This window comes from Dietzia aurantiaca, from assembly GCF_021033825.1.
Taxonomy (GTDB): Bacteria; Actinomycetota; Actinomycetes; order Mycobacteriales; family Mycobacteriaceae; genus Dietzia; species Dietzia aurantiaca.
Genome location: NZ_JAIFXZ010000016.1, coordinates 70193 through 96230, shown reverse-complemented (window position 1 = coordinate 96230; position 26038 = coordinate 70193). Strand labels below are relative to the sequence as shown.

General features: G+C 71.8%; 25 protein-coding genes and 1 tRNA gene. 9 read left to right on the top strand and 17 right to left on the bottom strand.

The features are described from left to right. Window positions 1-1814, top strand: a 1814-nt coding sequence (locus K3888_RS15280) for a DUF2339 domain-containing protein (protein ID WP_230931135.1), incomplete at its 5' end; no start/stop codon positions are given. Here K3888_RS15280 and K3888_RS15275 read toward each other — a convergent pair. The 3 genes from K3888_RS15275 to K3888_RS15265 all read right to left on the bottom strand — a co-directional run bounded on the left by K3888_RS15275 (window position 1769) and on the right by K3888_RS15265 (window position 3624). Beyond that, window positions 1769-2230, bottom strand: coding sequence for a hypothetical protein (locus K3888_RS15275; RefSeq protein ID WP_230931134.1), 462 nt, complete (start codon window positions 2228-2230; stop codon window positions 1769-1771). The two genes, K3888_RS15280 and K3888_RS15275, sit on opposite strands and share 46 nt — an antisense overlap. Window positions 2231-2339: 109 nt before the next feature. Beyond that, window positions 2340-2921: a PGPGW domain-containing protein gene (locus K3888_RS15270; RefSeq protein ID WP_230931133.1), complete on the bottom strand. Its 582-nt coding sequence runs from the start codon at window positions 2919-2921 to the stop codon at window positions 2340-2342. Between the two features lie 73 nt (window positions 2922-2994). Then, window positions 2995-3624 (bottom strand): hypothetical protein, encoded by a 630-nt coding sequence (locus K3888_RS15265; RefSeq protein WP_230931132.1) that lies wholly within the window; start codon window positions 3622-3624, stop codon window positions 2995-2997. Here K3888_RS15265 and K3888_RS15260 point away from each other — a divergent pair. Next, window positions 3623-5095, top strand: coding sequence for a cytochrome P450 (locus K3888_RS15260; RefSeq protein ID WP_230931131.1), 1473 nt, complete (start codon window positions 3623-3625; stop codon window positions 5093-5095). The two genes, K3888_RS15265 and K3888_RS15260, sit on opposite strands and share 2 nt — an antisense overlap. 128 nt (window positions 5096-5223) lie before the next feature. Next, window positions 5224-5835: a putative glycolipid-binding domain-containing protein gene (locus tag K3888_RS15255; protein WP_230931130.1), complete on the top strand. Its 612-nt coding sequence runs from the start codon at window positions 5224-5226 to the stop codon at window positions 5833-5835. A gap of 109 nt (window positions 5836-5944) precedes the next feature. On the opposite strand, the gene K3888_RS15250 is transcribed toward K3888_RS15255, so the two are convergent. Next, entirely contained in the window at window positions 5945-6931 is a 987-nt protein-coding gene (locus K3888_RS15250; protein ID WP_308282005.1) for a prephenate dehydrogenase, read from the bottom strand. A gap of 36 nt (window positions 6932-6967) precedes the next feature. On the opposite strand from K3888_RS15250, the gene K3888_RS15245 reads away from it, so the two are divergent. From K3888_RS15245 to K3888_RS15230, 4 genes are all read left to right on the top strand, one after another. After that, entirely contained in the window at window positions 6968-7507 is a 540-nt protein-coding gene (locus K3888_RS15245) for a tRNA adenosine deaminase-associated protein (RefSeq protein WP_230931129.1), read from the top strand. After that, on the top strand, window positions 7504-7974 hold the full coding sequence (locus K3888_RS15240; RefSeq protein WP_230931128.1) for a nucleoside deaminase: 471 nt from the start codon (window positions 7504-7506) through the stop codon (window positions 7972-7974). Before K3888_RS15245 ends, K3888_RS15240 begins: the two co-directional genes overlap by 4 nt. 102 nt (window positions 7975-8076) lie before the next feature. Beyond that, a complete protein-coding gene (locus tag K3888_RS15235; RefSeq protein ID WP_230931127.1) occupies window positions 8077-8280 on the top strand; it encodes a CsbD family protein in 204 nt (67 codons plus the stop codon). Window positions 8281-8392: 112 nt separating this feature from the next. Next, window positions 8393-8483: transfer RNA gene (locus K3888_RS15230), tRNA-Ser, on the top strand. Between the two features lie 91 nt (window positions 8484-8574). Here the strand turns inward: K3888_RS15230 and K3888_RS15225 are convergent. Next, entirely contained in the window at window positions 8575-9192 is a 618-nt protein-coding gene (locus K3888_RS15225) for a TetR/AcrR family transcriptional regulator (RefSeq protein WP_230931126.1), read from the bottom strand. Window positions 9193-9362: 170 nt separating this feature from the next. On the opposite strand from K3888_RS15225, the gene tgt reads away from it, so the two are divergent. Beyond that, window positions 9363-10649: a tRNA guanosine(34) transglycosylase Tgt gene (tgt, locus tag K3888_RS15220; protein ID WP_230931125.1), complete on the top strand. Its 1287-nt coding sequence runs from the start codon at window positions 9363-9365 to the stop codon at window positions 10647-10649. A 267-nt stretch (window positions 10650-10916) separates the two neighbouring features. On the opposite strand, the gene K3888_RS15215 is transcribed toward tgt, so the two are convergent. From K3888_RS15215 to gluQRS, 3 genes are all read right to left on the bottom strand, one after another. Continuing rightward, window positions 10917-11270, bottom strand: a complete 354-nt coding sequence (locus K3888_RS15215; protein WP_230931124.1) for a CHY zinc finger protein — start codon at window positions 11268-11270, stop codon at window positions 10917-10919. A 32-nt stretch (window positions 11271-11302) separates the two neighbouring features. Further along, window positions 11303-12118, bottom strand: coding sequence for a queuosine precursor transporter (locus tag K3888_RS15210; protein ID WP_230931123.1), 816 nt, complete (start codon window positions 12116-12118; stop codon window positions 11303-11305). A gap of 296 nt (window positions 12119-12414) precedes the next feature. Continuing rightward, the gene (gene gluQRS / locus K3888_RS15205) at window positions 12415-13338 is read right to left on the bottom strand and encodes a tRNA glutamyl-Q(34) synthetase GluQRS (RefSeq protein ID WP_230931122.1); all 924 of its coding nucleotides are present in this window, start codon (window positions 13336-13338) and stop codon (window positions 12415-12417) included. A 97-nt stretch (window positions 13339-13435) separates the two neighbouring features. Between gluQRS and K3888_RS15200 the strand changes: the two genes are divergently transcribed. Then, entirely contained in the window at window positions 13436-13774 is a 339-nt protein-coding gene (locus K3888_RS15200; RefSeq protein WP_230931121.1) for a 4a-hydroxytetrahydrobiopterin dehydratase, read from the top strand. A gap of 190 nt (window positions 13775-13964) precedes the next feature. Here the strand turns inward: K3888_RS15200 and nuoN are convergent, their stop codons facing one another. From nuoN to nuoF, 9 genes are read right to left on the bottom strand one after another with little or no spacing between them, the layout of a single operon-like run. Next, window positions 13965-15704: an NADH-quinone oxidoreductase subunit NuoN gene (gene nuoN, locus K3888_RS15195; protein ID WP_230931120.1), complete on the bottom strand. Its 1740-nt coding sequence runs from the start codon at window positions 15702-15704 to the stop codon at window positions 13965-13967. Further along, window positions 15701-17248 (bottom strand): NADH-quinone oxidoreductase subunit M, encoded by a 1548-nt coding sequence (locus K3888_RS15190; RefSeq protein ID WP_230931119.1) that lies wholly within the window; start codon window positions 17246-17248, stop codon window positions 15701-15703. The genes nuoN and K3888_RS15190 overlap by 4 nt, the downstream gene beginning before the upstream one ends. Next, complete coding sequence (gene nuoL / locus K3888_RS15185) at window positions 17245-19185, bottom strand: NADH-quinone oxidoreductase subunit L (RefSeq protein WP_230931118.1); 1941 nt, start codon at window positions 19183-19185, stop codon at window positions 17245-17247. Before nuoL ends, K3888_RS15190 begins: the two co-directional genes overlap by 4 nt. Before the next feature lie 13 nt (window positions 19186-19198). Further along, window positions 19199-19498, bottom strand: a complete 300-nt coding sequence (gene nuoK / locus K3888_RS15180) for an NADH-quinone oxidoreductase subunit NuoK (RefSeq protein ID WP_230931117.1) — start codon at window positions 19496-19498, stop codon at window positions 19199-19201. Beyond that, the gene (locus tag K3888_RS15175) at window positions 19495-20304 is read right to left on the bottom strand and encodes an NADH-quinone oxidoreductase subunit J (RefSeq protein WP_230931116.1); all 810 of its coding nucleotides are present in this window, start codon (window positions 20302-20304) and stop codon (window positions 19495-19497) included. Before K3888_RS15175 ends, nuoK begins: the two co-directional genes overlap by 4 nt. Beyond that, window positions 20304-20852: an NADH-quinone oxidoreductase subunit NuoI gene (gene nuoI / locus K3888_RS15170; protein ID WP_230931141.1), complete on the bottom strand. Its 549-nt coding sequence runs from the start codon at window positions 20850-20852 to the stop codon at window positions 20304-20306. Before nuoI ends, K3888_RS15175 begins: the two co-directional genes overlap by 1 nt. Window position 20853: 1 nt before the next feature. Continuing rightward, window positions 20854-22227 carry an NADH-quinone oxidoreductase subunit NuoH gene (gene nuoH, locus K3888_RS15165; RefSeq protein ID WP_230931115.1) on the bottom strand — a complete coding sequence of 458 codons (1374 nt, stop codon included), beginning with the start codon at window positions 22225-22227 and terminating at the stop codon, window positions 20854-20856. Next, window positions 22224-24692 (bottom strand): NADH-quinone oxidoreductase subunit G, encoded by a 2469-nt coding sequence (locus K3888_RS15160; RefSeq protein ID WP_230931114.1) that lies wholly within the window; start codon window positions 24690-24692, stop codon window positions 22224-22226. Before K3888_RS15160 ends, nuoH begins: the two co-directional genes overlap by 4 nt. Next, a complete protein-coding gene (nuoF, locus tag K3888_RS15155; RefSeq protein ID WP_230931113.1) occupies window positions 24689-26038 on the bottom strand; it encodes an NADH-quinone oxidoreductase subunit NuoF in 1350 nt (449 codons plus the stop codon). Before nuoF ends, K3888_RS15160 begins: the two co-directional genes overlap by 4 nt.

Below are 26038 nucleotides of genomic sequence, written 5' to 3'. Positions count from 1 at the left end.
GCCCACTACGGATGTCGAAGACCCGCTCCCGGACCCCGCGGTCGCCGCAGCCCGGCGACCGGCCGTGGCGGCCCGTGCCGGCGCAGGGTCGGCCCGCCCGGCCCTCGCGCATCAACGCCGCCATGGTCATCGCCGCCATCGGTGGCGCCATCATGCTCGCGGGAGTCGCGTTCCTGCTGGTCGTGGCCATCCAGGCCGGGTTGTTCCCGCCGATCGCCCGCGTGATCGGCGCCGCGGTCCTGGCCGTCATCCTGGTGGGGCTGGGCCTGCGGCTGCAGTCGCGACACGAGGCCACCGAGGGCCGGCCGGTCAACCCGGGCGCGTTGGCACTGGTGGGGACCGGCCTCGCCGCGGCGATGCTCGACGTGATCGCCAGCTCCGTGCTCTACCAGTGGATCCCGGGGCCGGCCGCCTACATGTTCGTCGGCGGCCTCGCGCTGGTCGGGATGACCCTGGCCCAGCGCTGGAGGTCCGCGGTGCTGGCCGGGCTGGTTGCGGCCGGCACGATGGCGTTGTCCCCACTCATTTCGAGCGGCCCCGAGCTGCCGATCTTCTTCGTCATAGTCGGCATCGCCACCGCTGTGCTCGCCGCCGAGCTCGGCCTCGTGGTCCGCCTGATCTGGTCTGTCCCGCCCGCGTTCATGCTCACCGGCTACCTCGCCTCCTCCGACACCGGCCCCGAGGGTGACCAGATCGGCCTGATCGTGGCCGCGCTCGTCTTTGCGGTCGTGACAGTAGCGGTGGCCTGGTACGACTCGTCCCGCAGGGAGCCGGTGGCCGAGTACGCCGCCCTCGTCGTCGTCCCCGGCGCCGTCCCCCTGCTCACCTTCCAGGTCCTCACCTACCTCGAGCCGGGCTGGCCCGTCGGGGTCGTTCTCGCCGCGGTGTACCTGGTCCTGGCCTACGTCTTCGGGCGGGCGGCGGTGGCCGCCGGCGATGTGCGGCGCGGGGCCGGCCTGCTGCTCGCCGCGGTGACGGGGTGCGTCGGCAGCGTGCTGCTGGTGGCCGCCTGGGGATCGCTCGACGGCCAGGCCACCACGGGTCTTGCGCTGACGCTCACGGCGATCGCGTACGTGCTCGCCGCTGGGCAGTGGGCGCGGCCCTGGCTGGAGTGGGTCGCCGGGATCGTCGCGGGGCTCGCCCTGCTGGTGTACCTGGGGGTCAACCAGCCGCAGCTCGCACTGAGCGAACGGCTGGCGGTGCGCGAGTTCACCTACGTCGACGTGGCGGCCTCGTTCGCCCTCGCGGTGCTGGCGGTCGTGGTGACCTGGTGGCTCGGGCGGCGACTGCCCGGCGCATCCTCGCGCGCGGTGATGGTCGGGGCCGTGGTGGCGCTCGCGGCGTTGTCGGTGATGCTGGTGGCGGCCGGCGTGGTGCTCGGCGACCTGGCCGGCGATCCGCGCAACGGCTTCCTGGCCGCGCACCTCGTCGTGACCGTGCTGTGGATCTGCTGCGCCGCGTGGCTCGTGCTCACCGACAGCCCGCGCGTGGCCGACGCGCGCAAGCTCGGGTTCGTGCTGGGCGCGCTCGCGCTCGCCAAACTCCTGTTCCTCGACCTCGCGACGCTGCCCGGGTTGTTCCGGGTGTTGTCGTTCATCGTGGTCGGCGCGGTCATGTTGGCCGTGGCGGTGCGCTACCGGGGAGGGGACGACGACACTGCCGCTGTCCCCACCGGCGCCGACCCGTCACCCGCCGAGGGCGGTGGCCCGGCCGGGCAGGCGGCGGGTGCGTGGGCGCCCGGCGGCGGCCAGGGCTGGGCGGGCAACCCCTACCGCAGCGACACGGACCCGTCGGGCAGCGGCTCGCCGACGTAGATCCGGAACGCGCGGGGCCTCGCCCCGGACATGAGAACTTCCACCTCCGGGTGGTCGACCTCGTCCGGGTCGTCCGACGGCAGGCTCCACACCACCTCGCGCGCCGACGTGAGCTCGTGCAGCGCTGTCCGTGTCGCGCGGACCCAGCGCACGTGTTTGAGCGCGGGCTCGTCGCGCAGCTCGTCGTCGGCCAGTTCCTCGCGGTCGCGCAGGTCGACCATGAGGCGTTCGCCGTCCGGCGCCTCGTACGCGGTGCATACGTGGTTGACCAGCACGGCCAGCGGCCACGACGGCCCCGAGCCGAGCAGGTCGATGATGATCATCCGGGCGTCGCCCACCTGGCTGGGCGTCGGAGTGGTGAGGACCTGCATGCGGTCGGCGACGTCCTCGGTGATCTCGATGAGCTGAACGGTCACGACGAAAGCCCCTTCTCTCGACGGGGCGGTCGACAAGGGGGTACGCGGCGCGGCCCGGACCGTCCCGACTGTGATCTAGATCATAGCCAATTGCCGGGCCTGCCGGGTATCAGTGAGGTGACGATCCGGGGCGACTCGGGGCGTGCGCCGGTTCGGCACCGTGTCGGGCGTCGCGGCGCTGCTGCCGCTCGAGCCGCCGGGCGGCGTGGCGCTGGTTCTCGCGCTCGACCTCCAGCGCGTGGTCGTACGGGCTGCCGCGGAACCGGCGGAACGAGTAGATCAGCAGCGCCAGGGCGAGGGCCGCGGAGAAGAGGAGCGTCGCACCGGTGCCCCAGCCGCCGACGAGCCACAACTCCGGCGACAGTGGCCACCACGCGGGCGCGGGCGGGTGGATCCCCCAAAAGACGCCGATCCCGGCCAGCCAGGCCACGCCGAGCAGCGATGCGGCGATGCGCGGCCACGTCTGAACGCCACGCGAGGCGCCCTCCATGGCCAGCCGCTTGACGGGGTCGACGCGCTTCTCGAACCAGGCGTACTGCTGGGAGAGCACGACCATCCCGGCGAACAACATGAGCAGACCGGGGCCGGGCAGGAACAACGCCGCGATGCCGAGCACCACGAGCGCCCATCCCAGGGTCTCGAGGGCGAGCCGCTTGATCGCGACGTAGCCGAGTCGTTTCACGGGGACCATCGTGGCAGAAAATCCGCCGTGGCTGCGCGCGAGCGGGGGACCGGCCGCACCCGGGGCCTCGCGAGAGACCGCTTCAGGCGGGCACGGCGGTGCGGAAGTCGCGGGCGGCGCGCACCCCGGCCTCGATGTCGACCTCGGGCCAGCCGTCGGGGGCGTGGAGGACGGCCGTCAGCTGCTCGGCGGTGAGTTCGGCGCCGGCGGCGATCAGCGCGTCCACGGCGTCACGGTCGGGTGCGTCGAGCAGGGTGTCGTCGGCGAGGCCGTCGATGATGTCGCGCAGCGCGAGCGGCGTGGCGGGGAAGAGTTCGGGGTCGAAACCGTCGTCGACCGGCTGGTCCAGGCGCCACCACCGGCTGCCGTCCCAGCCGTACAGGAAGCCCAGGTAGGTGTCGTGGGAGCGCGCGTGCTCGACGCCGCGTCGCCACCATCCGGGGGCGTCGCCCACCAGGTCGGTGCCGGCCTCGCCGCCGCGGCCGCTGCCCTCGGTGAGGGAGAACTCGTGGTGCCAACCGGCGAGCAGCGCGCGGCCGTCGCCGGGGCGCACGAGCGCCATCCACATGTCCTCATCGCCGACCCAGTGCAGGGCGGCGGCGGTGGGGCGGTGGTGCTCGAGTCCGACCGCGGCGCGCACGGCGGCGTCCACGGCCAGGAGCGAGACGAGGTCCTCGGGCGTGGCGTCCATGTCCACGGGGAGCAGAGCCATGTACCCCACGGTAGGCGCACAGGGCGACGACGACGAGACCATTGTGATGAACGTCCGGCGACCCGCCGGTTTCCGCCGGGCGGCTGACGCGGTCTGGCCCGACCGGCTGCGGCGGACGGTCGCCGCTCGTACGGTAGCCGACATGGACGTTCGTCTTCCTCCGGGTCCACGGCTGCCGAATCTGCTGCAGGCACTGCTCGCACTGTCGGCACCTGTCGTTCTCTTCCCCGCCGCGGCGAAGCGGTACGGGGTGCCGTTCACGCTCACGATGCTGCCGCAGCGGCGAAAGATCGTGGCGGTCTCCGAGCCGGCGCAGGTCAAGGACGTGTTCGCCGGCTCGCCGTCGGTCTTCCACGCCGGTAAGGGCAATGACCTGCTGCGGCCGCTCCTCGGTGTGCACTCGCTGCTACTCCAGGATGGCGGCGACCACGCCCGTGCCCGGAGGTTGCTGGCGCCGGCGTTCGGGCGCCGCGAGATCGCCGGCTACCGCGGGCTCGTCGAGCAGGTCACGGCCCAGCAGTTGGGCCGGTGGCCGCGCTCGGGGCGGGTGCGCGCGCACGTGCTGCTCAACGAGCTGACCCTCGAGGTGATCCTGCGGGTGGTGTTCGGTGTCTCCGACACCGCGCGGCTCGATCGGATGCGACCGATCGTGGCCCGCGCCGTCGACGCCGGCCCCGTGGTGATGATCGGCCTGGGGATGCCCGCGCTGCGGGGGATCGGTCCGTGGAAGCGGGAGGTCCGCGATCTGGCGGCCATCCACGAGTTCCTGGGCGAGGAGATCGAGCAGGCCCGCCGCGACCCGGCGCTGGCCGAGCGTCGCGACCTGCTGGCGCTGCTCGTGCGGGCCTCCGCAGAGGACGCGCAGGGTCTGACCGACGCGGAGCTGCGCGACCAACTCATGACGCTGGTGGCCGCCGGGCACGAGACCACGGCCACCGCCATGGCGTGGGCGATGCTCGAGTTGGCCCGCCACCCGGGCGTGCAGGAGCGCTGCGTGGACGAGATGGCTGCGGTCGACGCCTACGAGGACGGGGCTGCCGCCGCCGACACCGAATACCTCGACGCCGTCATCAAGGAGGTGCTGCGCCTGCACCCGGTGGTGCCGATGGTCATGCGGGAGCTGCAGGAGCCGGCCACCGTGGGCGGGCGCGAGTACCCGCGCGGGGTGACGATCTCGCCGTCGATCGTCCTGGCGCACCGGTCGGCCGACTCCTACCCGTCGCCGCAGGACTTCGACCCGCAACGCTTTCTCGGCGACGTGCCCACGCCCACCACCTGGCTGCCGTTCGGCGGCGGCGCGCGGCGCTGCATCGGGGCCTCGTTCGCGATGATGGAGGGGCAGGTCATCCTCCAGCAGGTGCTGCAGCGGTACCGGCTCGTGCCGGTGGGCCGCGGCCGGGAGTGGCCGCGTTCGCGCAACGTCACGCTGTACCCGTGGCGGCGGGCCCGCGTGGAGCTGCAGGCGCGCTGACTCCGATACCCGTGCGCACGTCCCCGAGGTGGTCGAGGCCACGTCGACGGCGGGAAATCAACCGGTGGCGGGCGCCCGGAACGTGGACTGATGTGCGTTTCGGTGTCACTTTCCCTACCGTGGAGTCTGTGAACGCTTCTCAGTCGCCCGCGCCGCTGTCCGAAGCACAGCGTGCGTCGGCTCCCCGCATGTACACGTGGATCTCTGAGACCGGCAGGGTTATCGAGCAGGTCAGAGTCCTCCCGAAGGGTGACGCGACCCGCGCCCGGGGGCGCATCGTCTCGGCGACCCACTCGGATCACGACGCCTTTACGGTCGAGTACGAGGCGGAGATCTCGGCCGACTGTTCGCCGCGCCGCGTGCGTCTCACCGTGACCACCGAGGAGTACGAGCGCACCATCGACCTGGTGTGCGACGCCGAGGGGTCGTGGCTGCTCGACGACCCCACCGACACCCGATCCCGCGTCGGCGGCGAGGGCGTCAAGGACGTCGACGTCACCTACAGCGTGTTCTTTGCCAGCCTCATGATCCGCCGCCTCGGCCTGAACACCCAGCAGGGCTCCGCGGAGGCGCGCGTACTGTCGGTGGACTCGCTGACGCTCGAGGTCGCCGAGGACACGGTCACCATGTCCTCCGACGACGAGCACATCCACGGCATCACCGCCACCGCCTCGACCAGCGCTACGGTCGACGCCGACGGCATGATCCTCGACGTGCCGGGTCTGAGCCGGCGCGTCTGAGTATCCCCGCCTGAGCCGGAACTCATCGGCCCGGTTGCCGCGCGCCTGAGTATCTCGATGCGCGCGCCCGCGCGCCCCGTGGATCCCGCCCCTCGATCTGAAGGGCGGATCAGTCGGCCAGGCGCACCGCCCGGCCCTGCGAACCCGCTGCCCGCAGCACGTCCAGCCACCCCGGCGCGCCGGGACGGATCGTGATCGCCTCGTCGGTGACGGCGTTGTCGTCGTCATCGTCTCCTCCGGCGCCACCCCGGCCCGCCTGTACGTCCTCGTAGGCGCGGCGCGCGCGGTGGCCGTCGTCGATCAGCGGCCCGAGCGTCCCGTCCGTCGCCAGCGACTCCTGCGCGGCGGTCAGGTCGGCCAGACACTCGTCCAACACGCCGAGCAGCGCGTCGCGGTTGGGCTCGCAGATCGCGCGCACCAGGTCCGGCGCGGTGCCGGCGACGCGGGTGCCGTCGCGGAACGAGCCCGCCGCCAGCGCCAACGCGAGGTCGCCGCCGCGCGCCCCGGCCAGCGCGAGCGCCTCGGCCAACACGTGCCCGACGTGGGAGATCCGGGCGACCGCCGCGTCGTGTTCGGCGGAAGTGGCCGAGACCAGGCGCGACCCGCAGTCGCCGGCCATCGCCGCGACGCGCTGCCAGGTGTCGGGGTCGGCGTCGTCGTCGGCGGCGACGAGCCAGGTCGCGCCGCGGAACAGGTCCGGACCCGTGGCGTCCCAGCCCGAGTGTGCGGTGCCCGCCATGGGGTGCCCGCCGACGAACCGCGCCGCCAGGCCGCGCCGCCGCACCGCCTCGAGGACGGGCCCCTTGACGCTGATCACGTCGGTCAGGGCGACGCCCGGCGCGTGCTCGGCCACCGCGTCCAGCGTCGCGTCGAGGGCGGGGAGAGGGACGCCGACGACGACGAGGGCGTCCTCCCGCGCGGCCCGACCGAGGGTGTGGGCCAGATCCGTGGAGACGTCGAAACCCGCCGCCGTGGCGGCCTCCGCGGTGGGGGCCGACCGGTTCCATCCGAACGCCCTGTCAGGCCCGAGCGCCCGCATCAGCGAGCCGCCGATCAGACCGACGCCGAGCACGCACACGTTCCTCGCATCCGTCACCTGACAAGGTTCTCACAGCCGACTACGGTTGAGCCCATGGCCAGCACCTTCGACCGAAGCTCCCGCGACAGTGGGAGTGACGCCGGCGACGACGCCGTGACCGGCTACGCCCTCGGCGTCATGCAGGAGGGTGGGGCCTGGCACATCACGCGCCTGGCCGACACGGCGTTGACCAGCCTCGATGACGCCGCCCGCCAGGTCCGCTCGCTGCGTACCGAGGGGGCCTCGTTCGGGCTGGTGGACGTGGACCACGAGTTCTTCGTGATCCTGCGGCCCGGCCCGTCCGGGATGCGCCTTCTGCTGTCCGATGCCACCGCGGCGCTGGACTACGACCTCGCCGCCGATGTGCTCGACGAGCTCAACGTGGAGGTGCCCGACCTGTCGGACGAGGAGCTCGAGAACACCGACCCGTGGGGTGAGGGCGACATGGCGATCCTCGAGGATCTCGGGCTGCCGGAGGGGGTGCTCGAGATCATCGTCTCCGAGACCGACCTCTATGCCGACGAGCAGCTGCAGTCGGTGGCCGAGCGGATGGACTTCGCCGACGAGCTCGAGCGGCACCTGCCCGACTCGTGAGTTCACCGTCGCGCCAAGCCGCCGACGAGGCGCTGGTCCGCCGGGCGCTCGCCGTTGCCGCCGGGGCGCCGGCCGGGGACGTGCCCGTCGGCGCGATCGTGCTCGGGCCGGACGGACGTGAGCTTGCCGCCGCCGCCAACCGGCGCGAGGCCGACGGCGACCCGTTCGCCCACGCCGAGGTGCTCGCGCTGCGGGAGGCCGCCCGGGTCCTCGGCGACGGCTGGCGGCTCGAGGACTGCACCCTTGTGGTAACGCTGGAGCCCTGCACGATGTGCGCCGGGGCGGCGGTGGCGGCGCGGGTCGGACACATCGTCTTCGGCGCCTGGGAGCCGCGCACCGGAGCCTGCGGGTCGCTGTGGGACGTGGTCCGCGACCGACGGCTCGTGCACCGGGCGGAGGTACGCGGAGGCGTTCTCGAGGCCGAGTGTGCCGCGCTCCTCGAGGACTTCTTCCGCGCCCGACGGTGATCCGATCGTGACCTGCGAGCGGTGGAGTCGTTCACCTCGCCTACGTACGGTGGGCCTCACGAGGCGCCGAGACAGCGGCGCCGCGATCGAGAGGAGCACCACATGGGAGTGGGAGATAAGTTCTCGAACAAGGCCGAGGAGCTGGCCGGGCGCGCGAAGGAGTCCGCGGGAGCGGCTTCCGGTGATCGCGATCTGCAGGCCGAGGGCCAGGCCGACCAGGGCTCGGCGAACCTCAAGCAGGGCGCCGAGAAGCTCAAGGACAAGGCCAACGAGGTCGCCGGCAAGATCACCGGCAACAAGGACTGACTCCGTCTTTCGGCCGGTCAGAACCCGCCCTGAACAGGCTCTGACCGGCCGCCGGTCGGCGGATGTCCCGGCGATTTTCGCGACGGGGCCGGTTTCTAGTAACGTACTTCGCGGTGGCGTGTCCGAGCGGCCGAAGGTGAAGCACTCGAAATGCTTTGTTGGGTAACCCCCAACCGTGGGTTCAAATCCCACCGCCACCGCCAAGGGGAGAGCCCCGGATCTCGTTCAGAGGTCCGGGGCTCTCGTCGTCCCAGCCGGGCTATCCGCGGCGGCGCGGTCGCGGGGTGCGGTGGCTCAGGCCGAGGGGCTGTCCGTGGCGTAGACGGGGTCGGCGAAGTCCGGCAGTGTCGCCACAGCGAACAGCGTGGTGAGCGCCGAGTCGATGATCGACTTCTGCGGCTGCCCCGACTCCTCGCCCAGCAGCGCGAGCTCCTCGATCCCGGCCAGCCAGGCGCGGGTGAGGACCAACGTCATCGGCTGGGGGTCGGCAACGCCGACGCTCGCGAGGATGCGCAAGCAGATGGTGCGGTGCATGCTGTTGATGACCCGCTCCAGCGCCGGATCGACAGCACGACCCGACCGTAGGACCGCGACGTAGTTGTCGCGGCGCCGCTGGATGAAGCGCACCAGCGCGGTGATGATCGCCCGGGTGCCGCCGTCCGCATGCGTGCCCTCGGGAACCTCGGTCAGCGACAGCACGTGATCGGCCGCTGACCGGACGACCTCGGTGAGGTAGTCCAGTTTCGTGGGGAAGTAATGGAACATCAGACTTCGGGAGACGCCGGCGCGTTCGGCCACGTCGTCCAGCGACAGAGCATGGAAGGGCGTGGTCTCCAGCAGTCGGATCCCGAACCCGACCAGCTGGGCTCTGCGTTCCTGCCGAGAGAGTCTCCGGCTCCCTACTGAGGTCATCGGCCACCTTGTCGTCGTCTTCGTCGTCGTTCTCGCAGTCGTCCTGGCTATCTCGCTGGTCGTCGATTCCAGCGCCTCGGTTCCCACCTTCGCGTTTTCGGGGTCCGGACACCACCGGTCATCCTAGGGGCACGGCCGTTGCGCCCCGCCCGACGTGCCACGATGGACGCATGTCGGACCACGCGCCCTCCTCGACCCGCCCCACCACCTTCGACGTGGGCGAGCGGATGGTTCTCGACGGCACCGCCGGCGGGCGGACGGGCGTCATCCGCACCCCGCACGGCGACATCGCCACGCCGGCGTTCATCCCCGTCGGCACCAAGGCCACCGTCAAGACGCTGACTCCTGAACAGATCCGCTCGACCGGCGCGCAGGCCGTGCTCGCCAACGCCTACCACCTGTACCTCCAGCCCGGCCACGACGTGCTCGACGCCGCCGGCGGCCTGGGCGAGTTCATGCGCTGGCCCGGGCCCACGTACACCGACTCCGGCGGCTTTCAGGTGATGAGCCTGGGCGTGGGGTTCAAGAAGGTGATCGAGATGTCCGCCGGCGCTGCGGCCAAACCCGACGACTCCGCGACGAACAAGGGACAGGGGCGGCTGGCGAAGGTCGACGAGGACGGCGTCACCTTCACCTCCCACCTCGACGGCTCCCGGCACCGCTTCTCGCCGGAGGTGTCCATGCAGATCCAGCACGGGCTCGGCGCCGACATCCTCTTCGCGTTCGACGAGCTCACCACGCTGATGAACACGCGCAGGTACCAGGAGAGCTCGGTGGAGCGGACCCGGCGCTGGGCGCAGCGGTGCCTCGATGAGCACCAGCGGTTGTCGCTGGAACGCACGCACCGGCCGGGGCAGTCGCTGTGGGGCGTCGTGCAGGGTGCCCAGTTCGAGGACCTGCGGCGGCAGGCCGTGCGGGGTCTCGTCGAGATGAGCGATCGCGCCGAGTCCGAGGGGCGGCGTGGGTTCGGCGGCTACGGGATCGGCGGGGCGCTGGAGAAGGAGAAACTCGGCACGATCGTGGGCTGGTGCACCGAGGAGCTGCCCGAGGACCGGCCGCGGCACCTGCTGGGGATCAGCGAGCCCGACGACATCTTCACCGCGGTGGAGAACGGCGCCGACACCTTCGACTGCGTGGCGCCGACCCGGCTCGCGCGGCACGGTGGCATCTACACGCTGGACGGGCGCGTCAACATGACGCGGGCGCAGTTCCGCCACGATCACTCGCCCCTCGACGCGGGCGGCTTCTCCGAGGTGTCGCGGGAGTACTCGCGCGCCTATATCCACCACCTGTTCAAGGCCAAGGAGTTCCTCGGTCAGACCCTGCTGACCCTGCACAACCTGGCGTTCGTGGTGCGGCTCGTCGACGACGTGCGCGCCGCGATGGCCGCCGGGCCCGACGAGTACCTCGCCTACAAGACGGAGTTCATGGGGCGGTACTACGCGCAGAAGCGGTGACGGCCAGGCTGGCGTTCCCGGCTCACGGCAGGCACTAGAGCGCGGGACCTCTCGCGCGAGACCACCGAGAACGACCGGGTGGCCGTGATCCGAGCGCATCTCGATCTGGCCACGCGGCTGGTGAAGGGATCCAATCCCTGACTCCCCGGGCGGTGTGCAGCAGTCGGCGCGCCGCCGAGTGGTCTCACCCCCTCGCGTTCTCCCAAAGGCGCCTTCGGGATTTGCCGGATCTGCGACCACTCGACGAGGTGGTGGGGGCGGGGGCCGTTACTCGAAGTAGATCGAGTGGTGCAGCGAGCAGCCCGGGTTGAACGGCGACGCGCACGACGGGCAGGCGTCGGCCTCGAGGTAGTCGCTGATCGCGAGCATGGCGCGGCAGACGCCGCACAGGATCGCGTGGGTGTCGAACTCGGCCCTCGGCCACGCCGACACCGCATGGTCCGCGGTGTCGGCGTGGCAGCGGAAACACGGATAGAACTCGCCGCAACAGTGGAAGCGGATCGCGATGACATCCAGCGGACCCGCGTAGTGCACGCAGCGGGTCTGGTCGTCGACGGTCGGGCCCAGCACGCGGGCGTCGGACACACCGCGCCCGCCGCCCGGGTGGTCGCGCGAGGTCATCCCACCGAGTCTGCCAGCGTCGCCGGGCAAGTTCAGCCCGCCGAGCCTGCCAGTGCCGCCTGGTAGGTGGGCTCGCGCTTTTTGATCCAGCCGATGACCAGGTACGTCACCGGCAGCAGGACAGCCTCGACCAGCGTCTTCCAGACGAAACCGATCGCCACGTAGTTCCAGTAGTCGCCCGAGCCGAGCACCATGCCCAGCGCCGGCGCGGCGATCGTGCAGAACACCAGCGTGTCCGCGAGCTGGCCCACCACGGTCGAGCCGAGCAGTCGCGCCCACAGGCTCTTCTCGCCGGTGCGGCGCTTCATCCACACCAGCACGTACGAGTTGAGCAGCTCGCCCACCACGTAACCGGCCAGGCCCGCGAGGAAGAACTGGGGCACGACGCCGGCCACCGCCTCGAACGCGTCCTGGTTCTCATAGAACGGGGCCGGCGGCAGCTGCGTGGTGATGGTGAACGTCAGCGCGGCCAGGGCGAGCACAGCGAACCCGGAGATCACGACGCGGCGCATCGCGCGGAAGCCGTAGACCTCGCTGATCACGTCGCCCAGCACGTAGGCCAGCGGGAAGAGCAGGAAGGCGCCGTCGGTGACGAACCCGTCGAGCGAGAGGAAACCGAGCTCGAAGCCCAGGTCCGGGAAGAGGAGGACGCCCTTGGTCCCGGCGACGTTGCTGATGAGCATCACGCCGACGAACAGGGCGATGAGGTAGCCGTAGTAGGGGCTGGCGACCGCGGCGAACACGGCCCGGTCGCGGGCGGAGGGGGTGCTGCGCGCCGGCTCGGGAGTGTTCCCGTCCGGCCGCCCAGTCCCGAGCGGATCTGGATTCTTGTGCGATGAAGTGGTCACGGGCGTCGATTATCCGCGCCGAGGTCTGTGCGTGGCGAATTCGTGGCCCGCCCAGCCGATCGAGCTCGCCCCGCCATCGCCCCGCCTAGCCCGGCCACCACCCTCCACCCTCGGTTGCAAGACACGCCCCTCCGGTCGCAAGACATCCGGTGCGTTTTCTCGCCCTTGGAACGCACATTTTGTCTGGCAACTGCATGGCGGTGTCTTGCAACCGGGGTGAGCGGGGGCGTGGGCGCGTGGCCGTGTGGGACAGAGCCGGCGATCGGCCAGCGACCAGCCGACGATCGGCCCGCCGGTCAGCCGAACACCCAGGGCCCGGATCGCAACGCCTCGAAAGTGACCCGGCCCCGAAGGTCGTGGATCGAGTCCGAGCCCTCGGGCCCACCCAGCGAGGCCACGATGCGGGCGACGGCGGCCCTCGTCGTCGTCCCCGCCTCGGCGAGGTCGGCCAACGTCACCGCGCCGTCCCGCTTGGCGAGCCGCTCCCCGGCCGCGTTCACCGCGAGCGGCACGTGCACGTACTCGGGGCGCGCGAGGCCGAGCAGGTCGGCGAGGTAGGCCTGGCGCGGCGTGGAGGGCAGGAGGTCCTCGCCGCGGACGACCTGGTCCACGCCCTGCGCGGCATCGTCGACGACGACGGCGAGGTTGTACGCCCACACGCCGTCGCCCCGGCGCAGGACCACGTCATCCACAACACCTGTATAGACGCCGTGCACCCGATCGGTGATCGTCAGCTCGGTGACCTCGGCCCGGAGCCTCAATGCGGGGACCCGCCCCGGCCCGAGGGTGGCGCGGCGGCGGGCGCGTTCGGATTCGGGAAGGTCGCGGCAGGTGCCCGGGTAGGAACCCGGCGGGGAGTGCGGGGCGCGCGGGGCCTCGGCGATCTCGCGGCGGGAGCAGTAGCACTCGTAGACCAGGCCGTGGTCGGCGAGCCGGTCGGCTGCGGCGGCGTAGGCGGGGAAGCGCTCGGACTCCCACATGATGCCGCCGTCCCAGTCGATGCCGATCGCAGCGAGGTCGGCCAGTTGACGCTCGGCGACGCCGGGGCGGGCACGGGCGGTGTCGAGGTCGTCGACCCGCATCCGGAACGCCCGGCCCGAGTCGCGCGCGAGCAGCCAGGCAATGACCGCCGTGCGCAGGTTTCCCAGGTGCAGGTCGCCCGAGGGGCTGGGGGCGTAGCGGCCGGCGCCGATCGGCTGCGGGGTGACGGTGGGTTCCACGCTCCCAGGGTAGGCGGGGTGCGGCCGGTGACCGCGTTGCCGGGGTGTGGGTGGTGGAGGCGAGCACCCTGACCCGGAAACTGACAGACTTGGCGGCATGAGCGCAGACGCAGACGACAACACCCGCCTGACCGAGGAGCAGATCGAGGAAGGTCTCGCCGACCTTCCCGGCTGGGCGTTCTCGGAGGGGTCCCTGACCTACACCGCGGTGTGTGAGTCGCCGCAGGCCGCGATCGACCTGGTTTCCGCCATCGGGCAGGCGGCGAACGGCCAGAACCATCACCCCGACCTGCTGTGGAGCTACGACGAGGTGACTCTGGACCTGCGCAGCCACGACGTGGACGGCGTCACCCAGCGGGACCTGCGGCTCGCACGCGCGGTGTCGGCGCTGTCCGGCGAGTTCGACGCGACCCCGCTGGGCGTCGACGACGTCTGAGGCCGGCGGTCGGGGGTCCGCTCGCCGGGCTTGCTCGCCGGGTTGCTCGTCCGCCCGGCGGCCCGGTCGGGGCCGGCTCATCGCGAAGAGGGTTTGGCGCAATTCCACTCGAGCGATGCGAGCGTTTTCCGCTTTTCGATGAGGGCAGGTGGCGGGGCGGATGCACGGACCCAGCGGCGGGCGGAATGACTCACGCCCCGGTCGCGAACGCCGAGGCCGCGCCCGCCAAATCCAACAGCGGCTGCGGGACGATCCCGAGAACCAGCGTGACCACCACCGACACGCCCACCACCGCGAGGGTGGCCGGCCGCTGCGCGAACGCCACGTCGGGAGACCCTGCCCCCGCGCCCGCCACGTCGCGCGCCTGCGCGGCCGCCGCGCCCGAACACGCCTGCGCGGCCCCCGCGCCCACATCCCCGTGCGCGGCCGGCGCTCCCGCACCCGTCCCACCAGGCGTCTCGCGGAAGAACATCACCACGATCACGCGCACGTAGAACGACGCCGCGATCGCGCTGGAGAGCACACCGATCAGCACGAGCCACACCGCGCCGGCGTCGACCGCGGCGGAGAACACCGCGAACTTGGCGATGAACCCGCTGGTCAGCGGGATTCCGGCGAGCGCCAGCAGCAGCACGGCGAACGCCCCCGCGATCGCCGGCTGCCGCTGCCCGAGCCCCGCCCACGAGCGCAGGTCGGTGATCTCGGCGCCCTCGGAGTCGCGCACCAGGCCCGCCACAGCGAACACCCCGACGGTGCTCACGGCGTACACCGCGAGGTAGAACAGCGTGGCCGTCACCCCGACCTCCACCGGCCCGACCATCGCCGTCAGCAGAAAACCCGCGTGCGCCACCGACGAGTACGCGAGCAGCCGCTTGACGTCGTTCTGCGTCACGCCCACCACGGTGCCCACGACCATCGTCAGCGCGGCCACGGCCCACAGCACGGGCACCCACTGCGACTCGAGACCGGGCACGGCCACGTAGAAGAACCGCAGGATCGCCCCGAACGCCGCCAGTTTGGTCCCGGCGGCCATGAAGGCGGTGATCGAGATCGGCGCCCCCTGGTAGACGTCCGGGGTCCAGTTGTGGAACGGCGCGGCGCCGACCTTGAACAGCAGCCCCACCGACATCAGCGCCACCCCGATGAGCGCCAGGGCGCTGCCGCCCTGGGCCCGCACGGTGGCGGCGATCCCGTCGAAGTCGACCGTCCCCGCATAGCCGTACATCATGGCGATGCCGTAGGCGAAGATCGCCGACGAGAATGCGCCGAGCAGGAAGTACTTGAGCGCCGCCTCCTGCGAGAGAAGTCGTCGTCGTCGGGCCATCCCGCACAGCACGTACAGCGGCAGCGACAACACCTCCAACGCGATGAACAGCGTGATCAGGTCGTTCGCGGCGGGGAACAGCATGAGGCCGCCGGTGGCGAACAGCACCAGCGGGAACACCTCGGTCTGGGTGACGCCGGCGCGCTCGGCGGCCCGTTCGTTGTCGCCGCCCGGCGCCAGAGCGGCCTGGGGCGCGAAGCCGGCGAGGACGGGCCCGCGGGAGGTGCCCGCGCGGGCTCCGAGAGACGATGACGACGACAACGCCGACACCGCGCCCGCGCCCACCCGTCCGGAGGCGGTCGCCACGCCGGTCCGGCCGCGTTCGCTGATGAGCAACCCGGCACCGAGAGCCACCACCACGGTCGCACCCTGCAGGAACAGCGCCGGCCCGTCGACGGCCACGGCGCCCTCGGCGGTGACGACCTGCGTGCCGGCGAGCAGCAGCACCGCGACCAGCGAGGCGGTGAGCCCGCCTAGGTATAGCGCCAGCTGAGTGACGTACCGGGCCCGCGCCGGCACGAACGCCTCGACGAGCACCGAGACGATCGCCGTGCCCAGCACGACGAGCAGGGGCAGGACGGCCTGGTAGTCGATGTCCGGGGTCATCGGTCGGCACCTTCCACGTGGGCGACGGTCGCGGCGACCGCCGGATCGATCACGTCCAGCGCGGGCTGCGGGAAGAAGCCCAGCGCGACCAGCGCCACCACGAGTGGCGCCAGCACCACACGTTCGCGCACGCCCAGGTCGCGGGTCGACTCGAGCCCCGGCGCAACCGGCCCGCCCATCACGCGCTGGTAGGTCCACAGGATGTAGACCGCGGCCAGGACGAAGGTCGCGGTGGCGAGCACGGCGGCCACGGGGTACGGACCGAATGTGCCGACGAATACGAGGAACTCGCTGATGAACGGCGCGAGCCCCGGTAGCGACAGCGTGGCCAGCCCGGCGATGAGAAACACCCCGGCCAGCACGGGCGCCACCTGCTGCACGCCGCCGTAGTAGGCGATCTCCCGCATCCGGTGCCGCCGCACGAGGAACCCGGACACGAGGAACAGCGCGGCCGTCGCCAGCCCGTGGTTGACCATGTAGAGCGTGGACCCGGCGGCGGCCTGCTCGGTCCCGGCGAAGATGCCCAACACGATGAACCCGAAATGCGAGATCGACGCGTACGCGATGAGCCGCAGCAGGTCGGTCTGGGCGATCGCCATGAGCCCGCCATAGATGATGCTGATCACCGCGAGCGTGATGAGCACGGGCGCCGCGGCCCGCGCGGCCTCGGGGAACAGCGGGAGGCTGTAGCGCAGCATTGCGAAGGTGCCGACCTTGTCGATCACGGCCATCATGAGCACCGCCGAGGCGGGCGTGGCGGCCACCGCGGCGCCGGGCAGCCAGGTGTGGAAGGGCCACAGCGGCGCCTTGATCGCGAACGCGAGCGTGAACCCGGCGAACAGCCACAGCATCGCACCGGGCGGGATTGTGAGGCTGCCGTCGGCCACGGCGGCGGTGATGAGCCGGTAGTCGAAGGTGCCGCCGCCGTCGGGCCCGATCCCGGACCACGAGGTGTACATGTACAGCGTGATCACCGCGGCAAGCATGACCAGCCCGCCGAGCAGGTTGTAGATGAGGAAACGTACCGCCGCGCGCGCCCGCTCCGCCCCGTCTTCCGTGCCGCCGCCGAACATGCCGATGAGGAAGTACAGCGGGATGAGCATGGCCTCGAACGTCACGTAGAACAGCAATACGTCGAGGCTGAGGAACGCCACGAGCGCGAGTGCCTGCGTGGCCAGCATGAGCGCGGGGTAGGCCTGCGCGCGCCGACTGTCGGACCCGTCGGCGTCGCGCCACCCGGCGAGCAGGAGCAGCGGCATGAGCGCGGTCGCGAGCAGCACCATGACCAGCGCCACGCCGTCCACGCCGAGCGAGTAGGTGGCGCCGAACGCGGAGATCCACGGCCGGGATTCGACGAACTGGTAGCGCTCGCCGCCGGGTGAGAAGCCGACCGCCACGGCGATCGCGAGGCCGAGTGCGATGAGGGAGGTGAGCAGGGCGAGGGGCCTCGCCGCGCGGGCCGCTCCCCGGGGCAGGACGACGACGACAACGGCGCCGACCAGGGGCGTCAGCCACAGGGCGGTGAGCAGTCCGGGGCCGGTCACAGCGCACCTCCCACGAGCATGGCCGCGATCACCAGGCCGGCGCCCGCCAGCATGTACAGGGCGTAGGTCCGGGTGAGTCCGGATTGCAGGAGGCGCCCGCGGGCGGAGGCGTCCCCGACGGCCGCCGCGACCCCGGTGGCCGCGCCCGCGACCACGGTGCGATCGACGACGGCCGTGCCGGCCACGACCGCCTGGCCGGGCCGCATGAACAGCGACTCGTTGAGGTCGTCGGCGTAGAGGTCGCGCCGGGCGGCCCGGGTGAGCACGGAGCCCTCGGGCGCGGTCACCGGCACCGCTCTGCGGCCGTAGAGACCGACCGCCACGGCCACGCCGAGCGCCACCACGACCAGCGACAGCGTGGTGACCAGCCACACCGGTAGGACGTGCGTGGTGTGGTGCTCGCCGACGACGGGGGCCAGCCAGGCCTGCAGGCGGCCGCCGATGGCGAGCACCAGCCCCGCGAGCACCGAGCCGATCGCGATCACGATCATCGGCCCGGTCATCAACGGCGGCGACTCGTGCGGGTGGGCCCCTGCGTGCCAACGTTCGGGACCGAAGAAGGTCAGGATCATCACGCGGGTCATGTAGAAGGCGGTCAGTCCGGCGCCGAGCAGCGCGAGCGCCCCGAGCAGGTAGCCGCCGACCGAGCCCGCCCCCGCCGTGCTGCCCAGGTCGAACGCCGCGGAGATGATGCCCTCCTTGGAGTAGAAGCCGGCGAACGGCGGGACGCCGATGATCGCCAGGTAGCCGAGGCCGAACGTGACGAAGGTGATGGGCATGACCGCGCGCAGGGCCCCGTAGCGACGCATGTCCACCTCGTCGTCGAGCCCGTGCATCACCGAGCCCGCGCCGAGGAACAGCCCGGCCTTGAAGAACCCGTGGGTGAGCAGGTGCATGATCGCCAGCGCGTACCCGGCGGGGCCGAAGCCGGCGGCCATGACCATGTAGCCGACCTGGCTCATGGTGGAGGCGGCCAGCACCTTCTTGATGTCGTCCTTCGCGCAGCCGACGATCGCGCCGAACAGCAGCGTCACCGCGCCCACGACGATCACCGCGGTCCGGGCCGTGGGGGCGGCGTCGTAGATCGGGTTCGCACGGGTGATGAGGTAGACGCCGGCCGTGACCATGGTCGCGGCGTGGATGAGCGCGGAGACCGGGGTGGGGCCCTCCATCGCGTCGCCGAGCCAGGACTGCAGCGGCACCTGCGCCGACTTGGCGCACGCGCCCACGAGCAACAGCAGACCGAGCGCCGTGACCAGACCCGCGCTGCTGCCATCGACCGCCGCGAACACGCCCTCGTAGCTCAGCGTGCCCAGCTGAGTGGCCATGACGAACAGCGCGATGGCCAGCCCGATGTCGCCGACGCGGTTGACGAGGAACGCCTTCTTGGCCGCGGTCGCGGCGGAGGGCTTGTGCTGCCAGAACCCGATCAGCAGGTACGAGACCAGGCCCACGCCCTCCCAGCCCAGGTAGAGGACGAGGAAGTTGTCTGCCATGACCAGCAGCAGCATCGCCGCGAGGAACAGGTTGAGGTAGGCGAAGAACTTGCGCCGCGCGGGATCGGTGGCCATGTAGCCGATCGAATAGATGTGGATTAGCAGGCCCACGCCGGTGATGAGCAGCACGAACACCATCGACAGCTGGTCCAACCGCAGCCCGAAATCCACGTGCACCTCGCCCACGGAGATCCATGTGAACAGGGTCTGGGTGGCAGCCCGCTCGCCGGCACCGCGGCCGGTCATCTCGACGAACTGCCACAGCGCCACCGCGAAGGCGGCCAGCGCGACCGCGCACGCGAGCAGATGGCCCCATGCGTTCGCGCGTCGCCCGATCAGCAGCAGGAGTACCGCGCCGAGCAGGGGTAGTGCGGGGACGAGCCAGAGGGTGGGGTCGGCGCCGGCCGGCGCGAGGGTGTGCGCGAGGGCGGTGGATGTCATCGTCGTCGTCCCCCTAGTACCTCAGCAGGTCGGCGTCGTCGACCGACGCCGACCTGCGCGAACGGTAGATGGACATGATGATCGCCAGCCCGATCACGACCTCCGCGGCGGCGACCACCATCACGAAGAACGCGATGACCTGGCCCGTGACGTCGCCGTGCATCCGCGCGAACGTCACCAACGCGAGGTTGGTGGCGTTGAGCATCAGCTCGATGCACATGAAGACCACGATCGCGTTGCGGCGCAGCAGGAAGCCGGCGGCGCCGATCGTGAACAGGATCGCGGACAGGTACAGGTAGTACTCGGGGCTCATCGCCGCGCACCGCCTCGGCGGCCCCGAGCGGCGCGGGGCCCGGCCGCCTCGCCGGAGCCGGACTCGCCCGCCTCGCCGGATTCCAGCTCGCCGCCGGCCGCCGCGCGATCGCTGTGCCGGCGCAGCACGTCGCTGACCGAGTCGGGGGCGTCGGAGCCGTCGGGAAGTCGGGCGGGCTGGTCGGCGGCATTGCGCCGCGCGTACACGCCCGGACTGGGCAGCGGGGTGACGCGGGCGGAGTCGTCGTGTTGCCAGTCCAGGAACCGCTGCTCGGACAGCTGCCGCTGGGTCAGCCGGCCGGTGAACCGCTCGCGGTGCGCCAGCACCATGGCGCCGAGCGTGGCGATGATGAGCAGCACGCCGGTCAGTTCGAACGCCCACACGTGCCGCGTGAACAGCAGCTCGGCGAGCGCGGGCACGTCCTGGTGGCCGGGCCCGAAGCCGGCGAACGGCCCCAGCTGCGCCCGCGCCAGGCCGGTGGCCAGCAGGATGCCGAACCCGAGCCCCGCCACGATCGCCGCGACCCGGTGCCCGCGGATCCGCTCGACCAGCGAGTCCGAGGACTCCACGCCGATGAGCATCACCACGAACAGGAACAGCATCATCACCGCGCCCGTGTAGACCACGATCTGCCCCACCCCCAGGAACACCGCGCCCTGCGCCATGTACATCACGGCCAGCGACACCATGGTCGCCGCCAGGCACAGTGCCGAGTAGACGGCCTTGGTCGCCGAGACCACGCCCAGCGCCCCGGCCACCGCGATCACCGCGAGGACCCAGAACAGCACCGACTCGCCGCCGGACATCAGCTCGCCTCCCCGTCGTACGGCTCGCCCTGCTCGGGCGCGGAGCCGGTGATCTCGCCGCGGTAGTAGTCGCCGTGGTCGGCGCCCGGGTACAGGTCGTGCGGCGCGGGGACCATGCCGGTGCGCAGCGGCGCGAGCAGGTCCTCCTTGGTGTAGATGAGGTCGGTGCGGTTGTCGTCGGCCATCTCGTAGTCGTTCGTCATGGTCAGCGCGCGGGTCGGGCACGCCTCGACACACAGCCCGCAGCCGATGCAGCGCAGGTAGTTGATCTGGTAGTTCCGCCCGTACCGCTCGCCAGGGGAGTAGCGCTCTTCGGCGGTGTTGTCGGCGCCCTCGACGAAGATCGCATCCGCCGGGCACGCCCACGCGCACAGCTCGCAGCCGATGCACTTCTCGAGCCCGTCGGCGTACCGGTTGAGCTGGTGTCGCCCGTGGTAGCGGGGCGCGACCGGCACCTTCTCCTCGGGGTACTGCTCGGTGTGGGCGGGCTTGAACATCGTCCCGAACGTCACCCCGAACCCGGCGAGGGGCTCGAGGAACCTGGGCACCTCAGGCATTGCGGGCCTCCTTGGTCGGGGGCGCGGCGGAGCGCTGGTGGGGGAGCGGCGGGACGGGGAACCCGCCGGCGGTGGGGTCGAACGGGGCCGGGTCGAATGAGGACGGGTCGGGCCGGGCCCGATCGGAGGCGCCGGAGCCGAGGGCGGAGGTGGCCGGGCCGGGCCGTGGTCCGTCGTGCGCGGCGCCGCGACGGGAATGGACACGCCTGACGACGACGATGACGGCCACCGCGGCCAGCCCCGCGATCACCATGGCGGGCGTCAGCAGCGCCGACTCCGGGCCGACGATCACCCGGATGGCGGCCACCACCATCACCCAGGCCAGGGAGACGGGGATGAGCACCTTCCAGCCGAAGGCCATGAACTGGTCGTAGCGCAGGCGCGGGAGGGTGGCGCGCAGCCACATGAACACGAACAGGAAGCCCCACACCTTGATGACGAACCACAACAGCGCCCACCATCCGGAGTCGGCGCCGGGGAGGAGGGAGAACGGCAGCGGGGCCCGCCAGCCGCCCAGGAACAGGGTCGCGGCGAGGGCGGAGACCGTGGTCATGTTGACGTACTCGGCGAGCATGAACATCGCGAACCGCAGCGACGAGTACTCGGTGTGGAAGCCGCCCACGAGCTCGCCCTCGGCCTCGGGCAGGTCGAAGGGGGCGCGGTTGGTCTCGCCGACCATCGAGATCACGTAGATGCAGAACGACGGCAGCAGCAGGAACACGAACCACACCCGTGACTGCGCGTCGACGATCCCCGAGGTGGACATGGTGCCGGCGAACAGGAACACGCCCACGAAGGACAGCGCCATGGCGATCTCGTAGCTGATCACCTGGGCCGTGGACCGCAGCCCGCCGAGCAGCGGGTACGTGGAGCCGGACGACCAGCCGGCCAGCACGATCCCGTACACGCCGATCGAGGTCACGGCGAGGATGTAGAGCACGCCCACGTGCAGGTCGGTGAGCTGGAGCGGGGTCCGGTGGCCGAAGATCGAGACCTCCGGCCCGAAGGGGATCACGGCGAACGCCATGAACGCCGGGATCACCGCGATGACCGGGGCGAGCAGGAAGATCGGCTTGTCGACGCCTTTGGGGATCAGCCCCTCCTTGAGGGCGATCTTGACGCCGTCGGCCAGGCTCTGCAGGATGCCGAACGGGCCGACCCGGTTGGGGCCGATCCGCATCTGCATCCAGGCGAGGATCTTGCGCTCGAGGTAGATCGCCGCGAGCACGGTCACCACCAGGAACACGAACACCCCGAGCACCTTGATCAGCACCAGCCACCACGGGTCCGTACCGAACGCGGTCAGGTCGGCGCCGGTCGTCGCGAGTTCCGAGCCGGTCGAGGCGAGCAGGTGCGGGCCGGTCATGACGTCACCTCCCCGGCGGTGCCGTCCGGGGTGTCGCCTCCGGCCGCGATGTCCACGAGGTCGCCGGCGGCTGCGCCGAGCGTGATGCCCACCGCCGAGCCCGGCGAGTTCTGCGGCAGCCACACCACGCGGTCCGGCATCTCGGTGACGGCCAGCGGCAGGGTGATCGCTCCGCGGTCGGTGGAGACGGTCACCGGCTGGCCGTCGACGGCCTCGATCTCGGCCGCGGTGCCCGGCGACATCCGCGCGACCGGGCGGCGCGCGGTTCCGGCCAGATGCGGCTCCCCGTCCTGGAGGCGGCCGGCGTCGAGGAGCATCCGCCAGGTGGCCAACACGGCCTGCCCGGGTCCGGCAGCGGGGCCGGCGTGCGGCTGCGAGGGATCGGTGCGCGCGTGAGCATCTGCGCGCGCGGATGCCGGGCTGAGGGCCTCGCGCACGGCGGCCATCTCCCGGCGTGCGGACTCGACGTCCTGAAGGCCGAACCAGGCGCCCGTCTCTTCGGCGAGGGCATTGAGTACGCGCAGATCGGGCATCGCATCGGTGCCGGTCAGCGCGGCGGCGAACGGTCGCGGGCGGCCCTCCCACGTCAGGTAGGTGCCGGACTTCTCGGCGGTGGGCGCGATGGGCAGGACCACGTCCGCGCGGTCGGTGATCTCGCTTCGGCGCAGCTCGATGCTCACCACGAACCCGGCGGCCTCGACGGCGGCGAGGGCGGCGGCCGGGTCGGGCAGGTCGGCGGCCTCGACCCCCGCGATGAGCAGCGCGTCGAGTTCACCCGCGGCGGCGGCCTCGAGCTGCTCGGTGGTGGCGCGGCCGGGAGCGGTGGGCAGCTCGTCGCGACGCCACACCTCCGCGAGCGCGTGACGGGCGGCGACGTCGGTCACGGGCCGGCCTCCCGGCAGCAGGCCCGGCAGGCACCCGGCTTCCAGGGCGCCGCGCTCGCCCGCGCGGCGGGGGACCCAGGCCAGGCGGGCGCCGGTGGCGTCGGCGAGCGCGGCCGCGGCGGACAGGCCGCCCGGGATCGCGCCGAGGCGTTCCCCGACCATGATCACCGCGCCGGGCCGGCGCAGCAGCGTGGAGAGCACGTCGTGGTCGGGTGCGGCGGCGGCGAGTGCGTTCAGGACCTGTGGCTCGACACCGGGGACGGTCGGCAGCAGGGTGGCGTCGGTCTTGAGCACCGCCGGGGAGGCGAAGGGCGCGATCGCGAACACCGGCAGGCCGAGGTCGCGGGCGCAGCGGCGCAGCCGCAGGAAGACGATCGGCGACTCCTCCTCCGGGTCGAATCCCGCGAGCAGGACGACCGGGGCCGTCTCGAGATCGGAGTAGGTGACCGCGGCCGCCGCACCGCCACCGGGCGCCCGGCCGACCACGCGCTCGGCGAGGAAATCAGCCTCCTCGGCGCTGTGGTGGCGAGCCCGGAAGTCGATGTCGTTGGTGTTCAGGACGGTCCGCGCGAACTTGGCGTACGCGTAGGCGTCCTCGGCGGTCAGGCGCCCGCCGGCCAGCACTCCCGTCCGGCCGCGGGCTGCGGCGAGCCCCTCCGCGGCGACCGCCAGCGCGGTCGACCAGGGCACCGGCACCAGGCCGCCGCCCTCGCCGCGGATCATCGGCGTGGTGATGCGGTCACGAGCGCGTGCGTAGGTGAAAGCCCAGCGGCCCTTGTCGCAGTTCCACTCCTCGTTGACCTCGGGATCGTTGCCGGCCAGGCGGCGGAGCACCTTCCCGCGGCGGTGGTCGGTGCGCTGGCCGCAGCCGCTCGCGCAGTGCTCGCACACGGCCGGGCTGGAGACCAGGTCGAACGGGCGGGCGCGGAACCGGTAGGCGGCGCCGGTGAGCGCGCCGACGGGGCAGATCTGGACCGTGTTGCCGGAGAAGTAGGACTCGAAGCCCTCCTCGCCGTACACGCCGACCTGCTGCTGGGCGCCGCGCTCGAACAGGTCGAGGAGCGGGTCGCCGGCGATCTGCTCGGAGAAGCGCGTGCAGCGCGCACACATCACGCAGCGCTCGCGGTCGAGCAGCACCTGCGAGGACAGGGACAGTGGCTTGGGGAACGTGCGCTTGAACTCGGTGAACCGCGACAGCGCGTGCCCGCTGGACAGGGCCTGGTTCTGCAGTGGACATTCGCCGCCCTTGTCGCAGACCGGGCAGTCGAGCGGATGGTTGATCAGCAGCAGCTCCATCACGCCGCGCTGCGCCTTGTCGGCGACCTCGGACGTGGCCTGCGTGCGCACCACCATGTCCGGGGTGACCGGGGTGGTGCACGAGGTGACCGGCTTCGGCGCCCCCTCCACCTCGACGATGCACTGACGGCACGCCCCGGCGGGCTCGAGCAGCGGGTGGTCGCAGAAGCGGGGGATCTCCACTCCCGTCCGCTCGGCTGCCCGGATGATCAGCGTGCCCTTGGGCACCGACACCTCGCGGCCGTCGATCGTCAGCGTGACCTGCTCGTCAGCGGTCGGGGTCATCGGGGCACCTCCCCGGTGGCGGTGGCGCGACTGGCGAACACGGTGGAGCGACGGTGGTCGAACGGGCAGCCGTCGGGGATGTGGGCCAGGTACTCGTCGCGGAACAGGCGGATGGACGACATGATGGGGGTGGCCGCGGCGTCGCCGAGGGCGCAGAAGGACTTGCCGAAGACGTTGTCGGAGATGTCCAGCAGCCGCTCGATGTCGTCCTCCCTCGCGGTGCCGTCCTCGAGCCGCTGCATGATCTGCGTGAGCCAGTAGGTGCCCTCGCGGCAGGGCGTGCACTTGCCGCAGGACTCGTGGGCGTAGAACTCGGACCACCGGAGCACCGCCCGCACGACGCACGTGGTGTCGTCGAAGATCTGCAGTGCCTTGGTGCCGAGCATCGTGCCCTCGGCCGCGCAGCCCTCGTAGTCCAGCGGCATGTCCAGGTGGGCGTCGGTGAGGATGGGGGTCGACGAGCCGCCCGGCGTCCAGAACTTGAGCGTGTGTCCCTCGCGGATCCCGCCGGCCAGCTCCAGCAGCTCACGCAGCGTGATGCCCAGCGGCGCCTCGTACTGTCCGGGCCGGGTGACATGTCCGGACAGCGAGTACAGGGTGAAGCCGGGCGATTTCTCCGACCCCATCGACCGGAACCACTCGGGCCCGTGCTGCAGGATCGACGGCACGCTCGCGATGGATTCGACGTTGTTCACCACGGTGGGACAGGCGTAGAGGCCCTCGACGGCGGGGAACGGCGGCCGCAGTCGGGGCTGGCCACGCCTGCCCTCGAGCGAGTCGAGCAGCGCGGTCTCCTCGCCGCAGATGTAGGCCCCGGCCCCGGCGTGGACGACCAGTTCCAGGTCGAACCCGCTGCCGAGGATGTCCTCGCCGAGGTAGCCGGCCTCGTACGCCTCGGCCACCGCGGTCTGCAGCCGCCGCAGTACCGGCACCACCTCGCCGCGCAGGTAGACGAACGCGTGCGAGGCGCGGATCGCGTACGCGGCGATGATCACGCCCTCGATCAACACGTGCGGCGTCGCCAGCATCAGCGGCATGTCCTTGCAGGTGCCTGGCTCGGACTCGTCGGCGTTGACCACCAGGTAGTGGGGCTTGGCGGCCGGCCCGTGGGGGTCGGCGGGGCCGTCGGCCGGCTGCTGCGGGATGAAGCTCCACTTGCGCCCGGTCGGGAAGCCGGCGCCACCGCGCCCGCGCAGTCCGGCGTCGAGGACGGTGGAGGTCACCGCGTCGGGGTCGGTGGCCAGCGCCGCGTGCAGGCCCGCGTAGCCGTCGTGCGCGAGATAGGTCTCCAACGTCCAGCTGGAGGGGGCGTCCCAGTAGCGGCTGAGGTACGGCGCGAGTGCCAT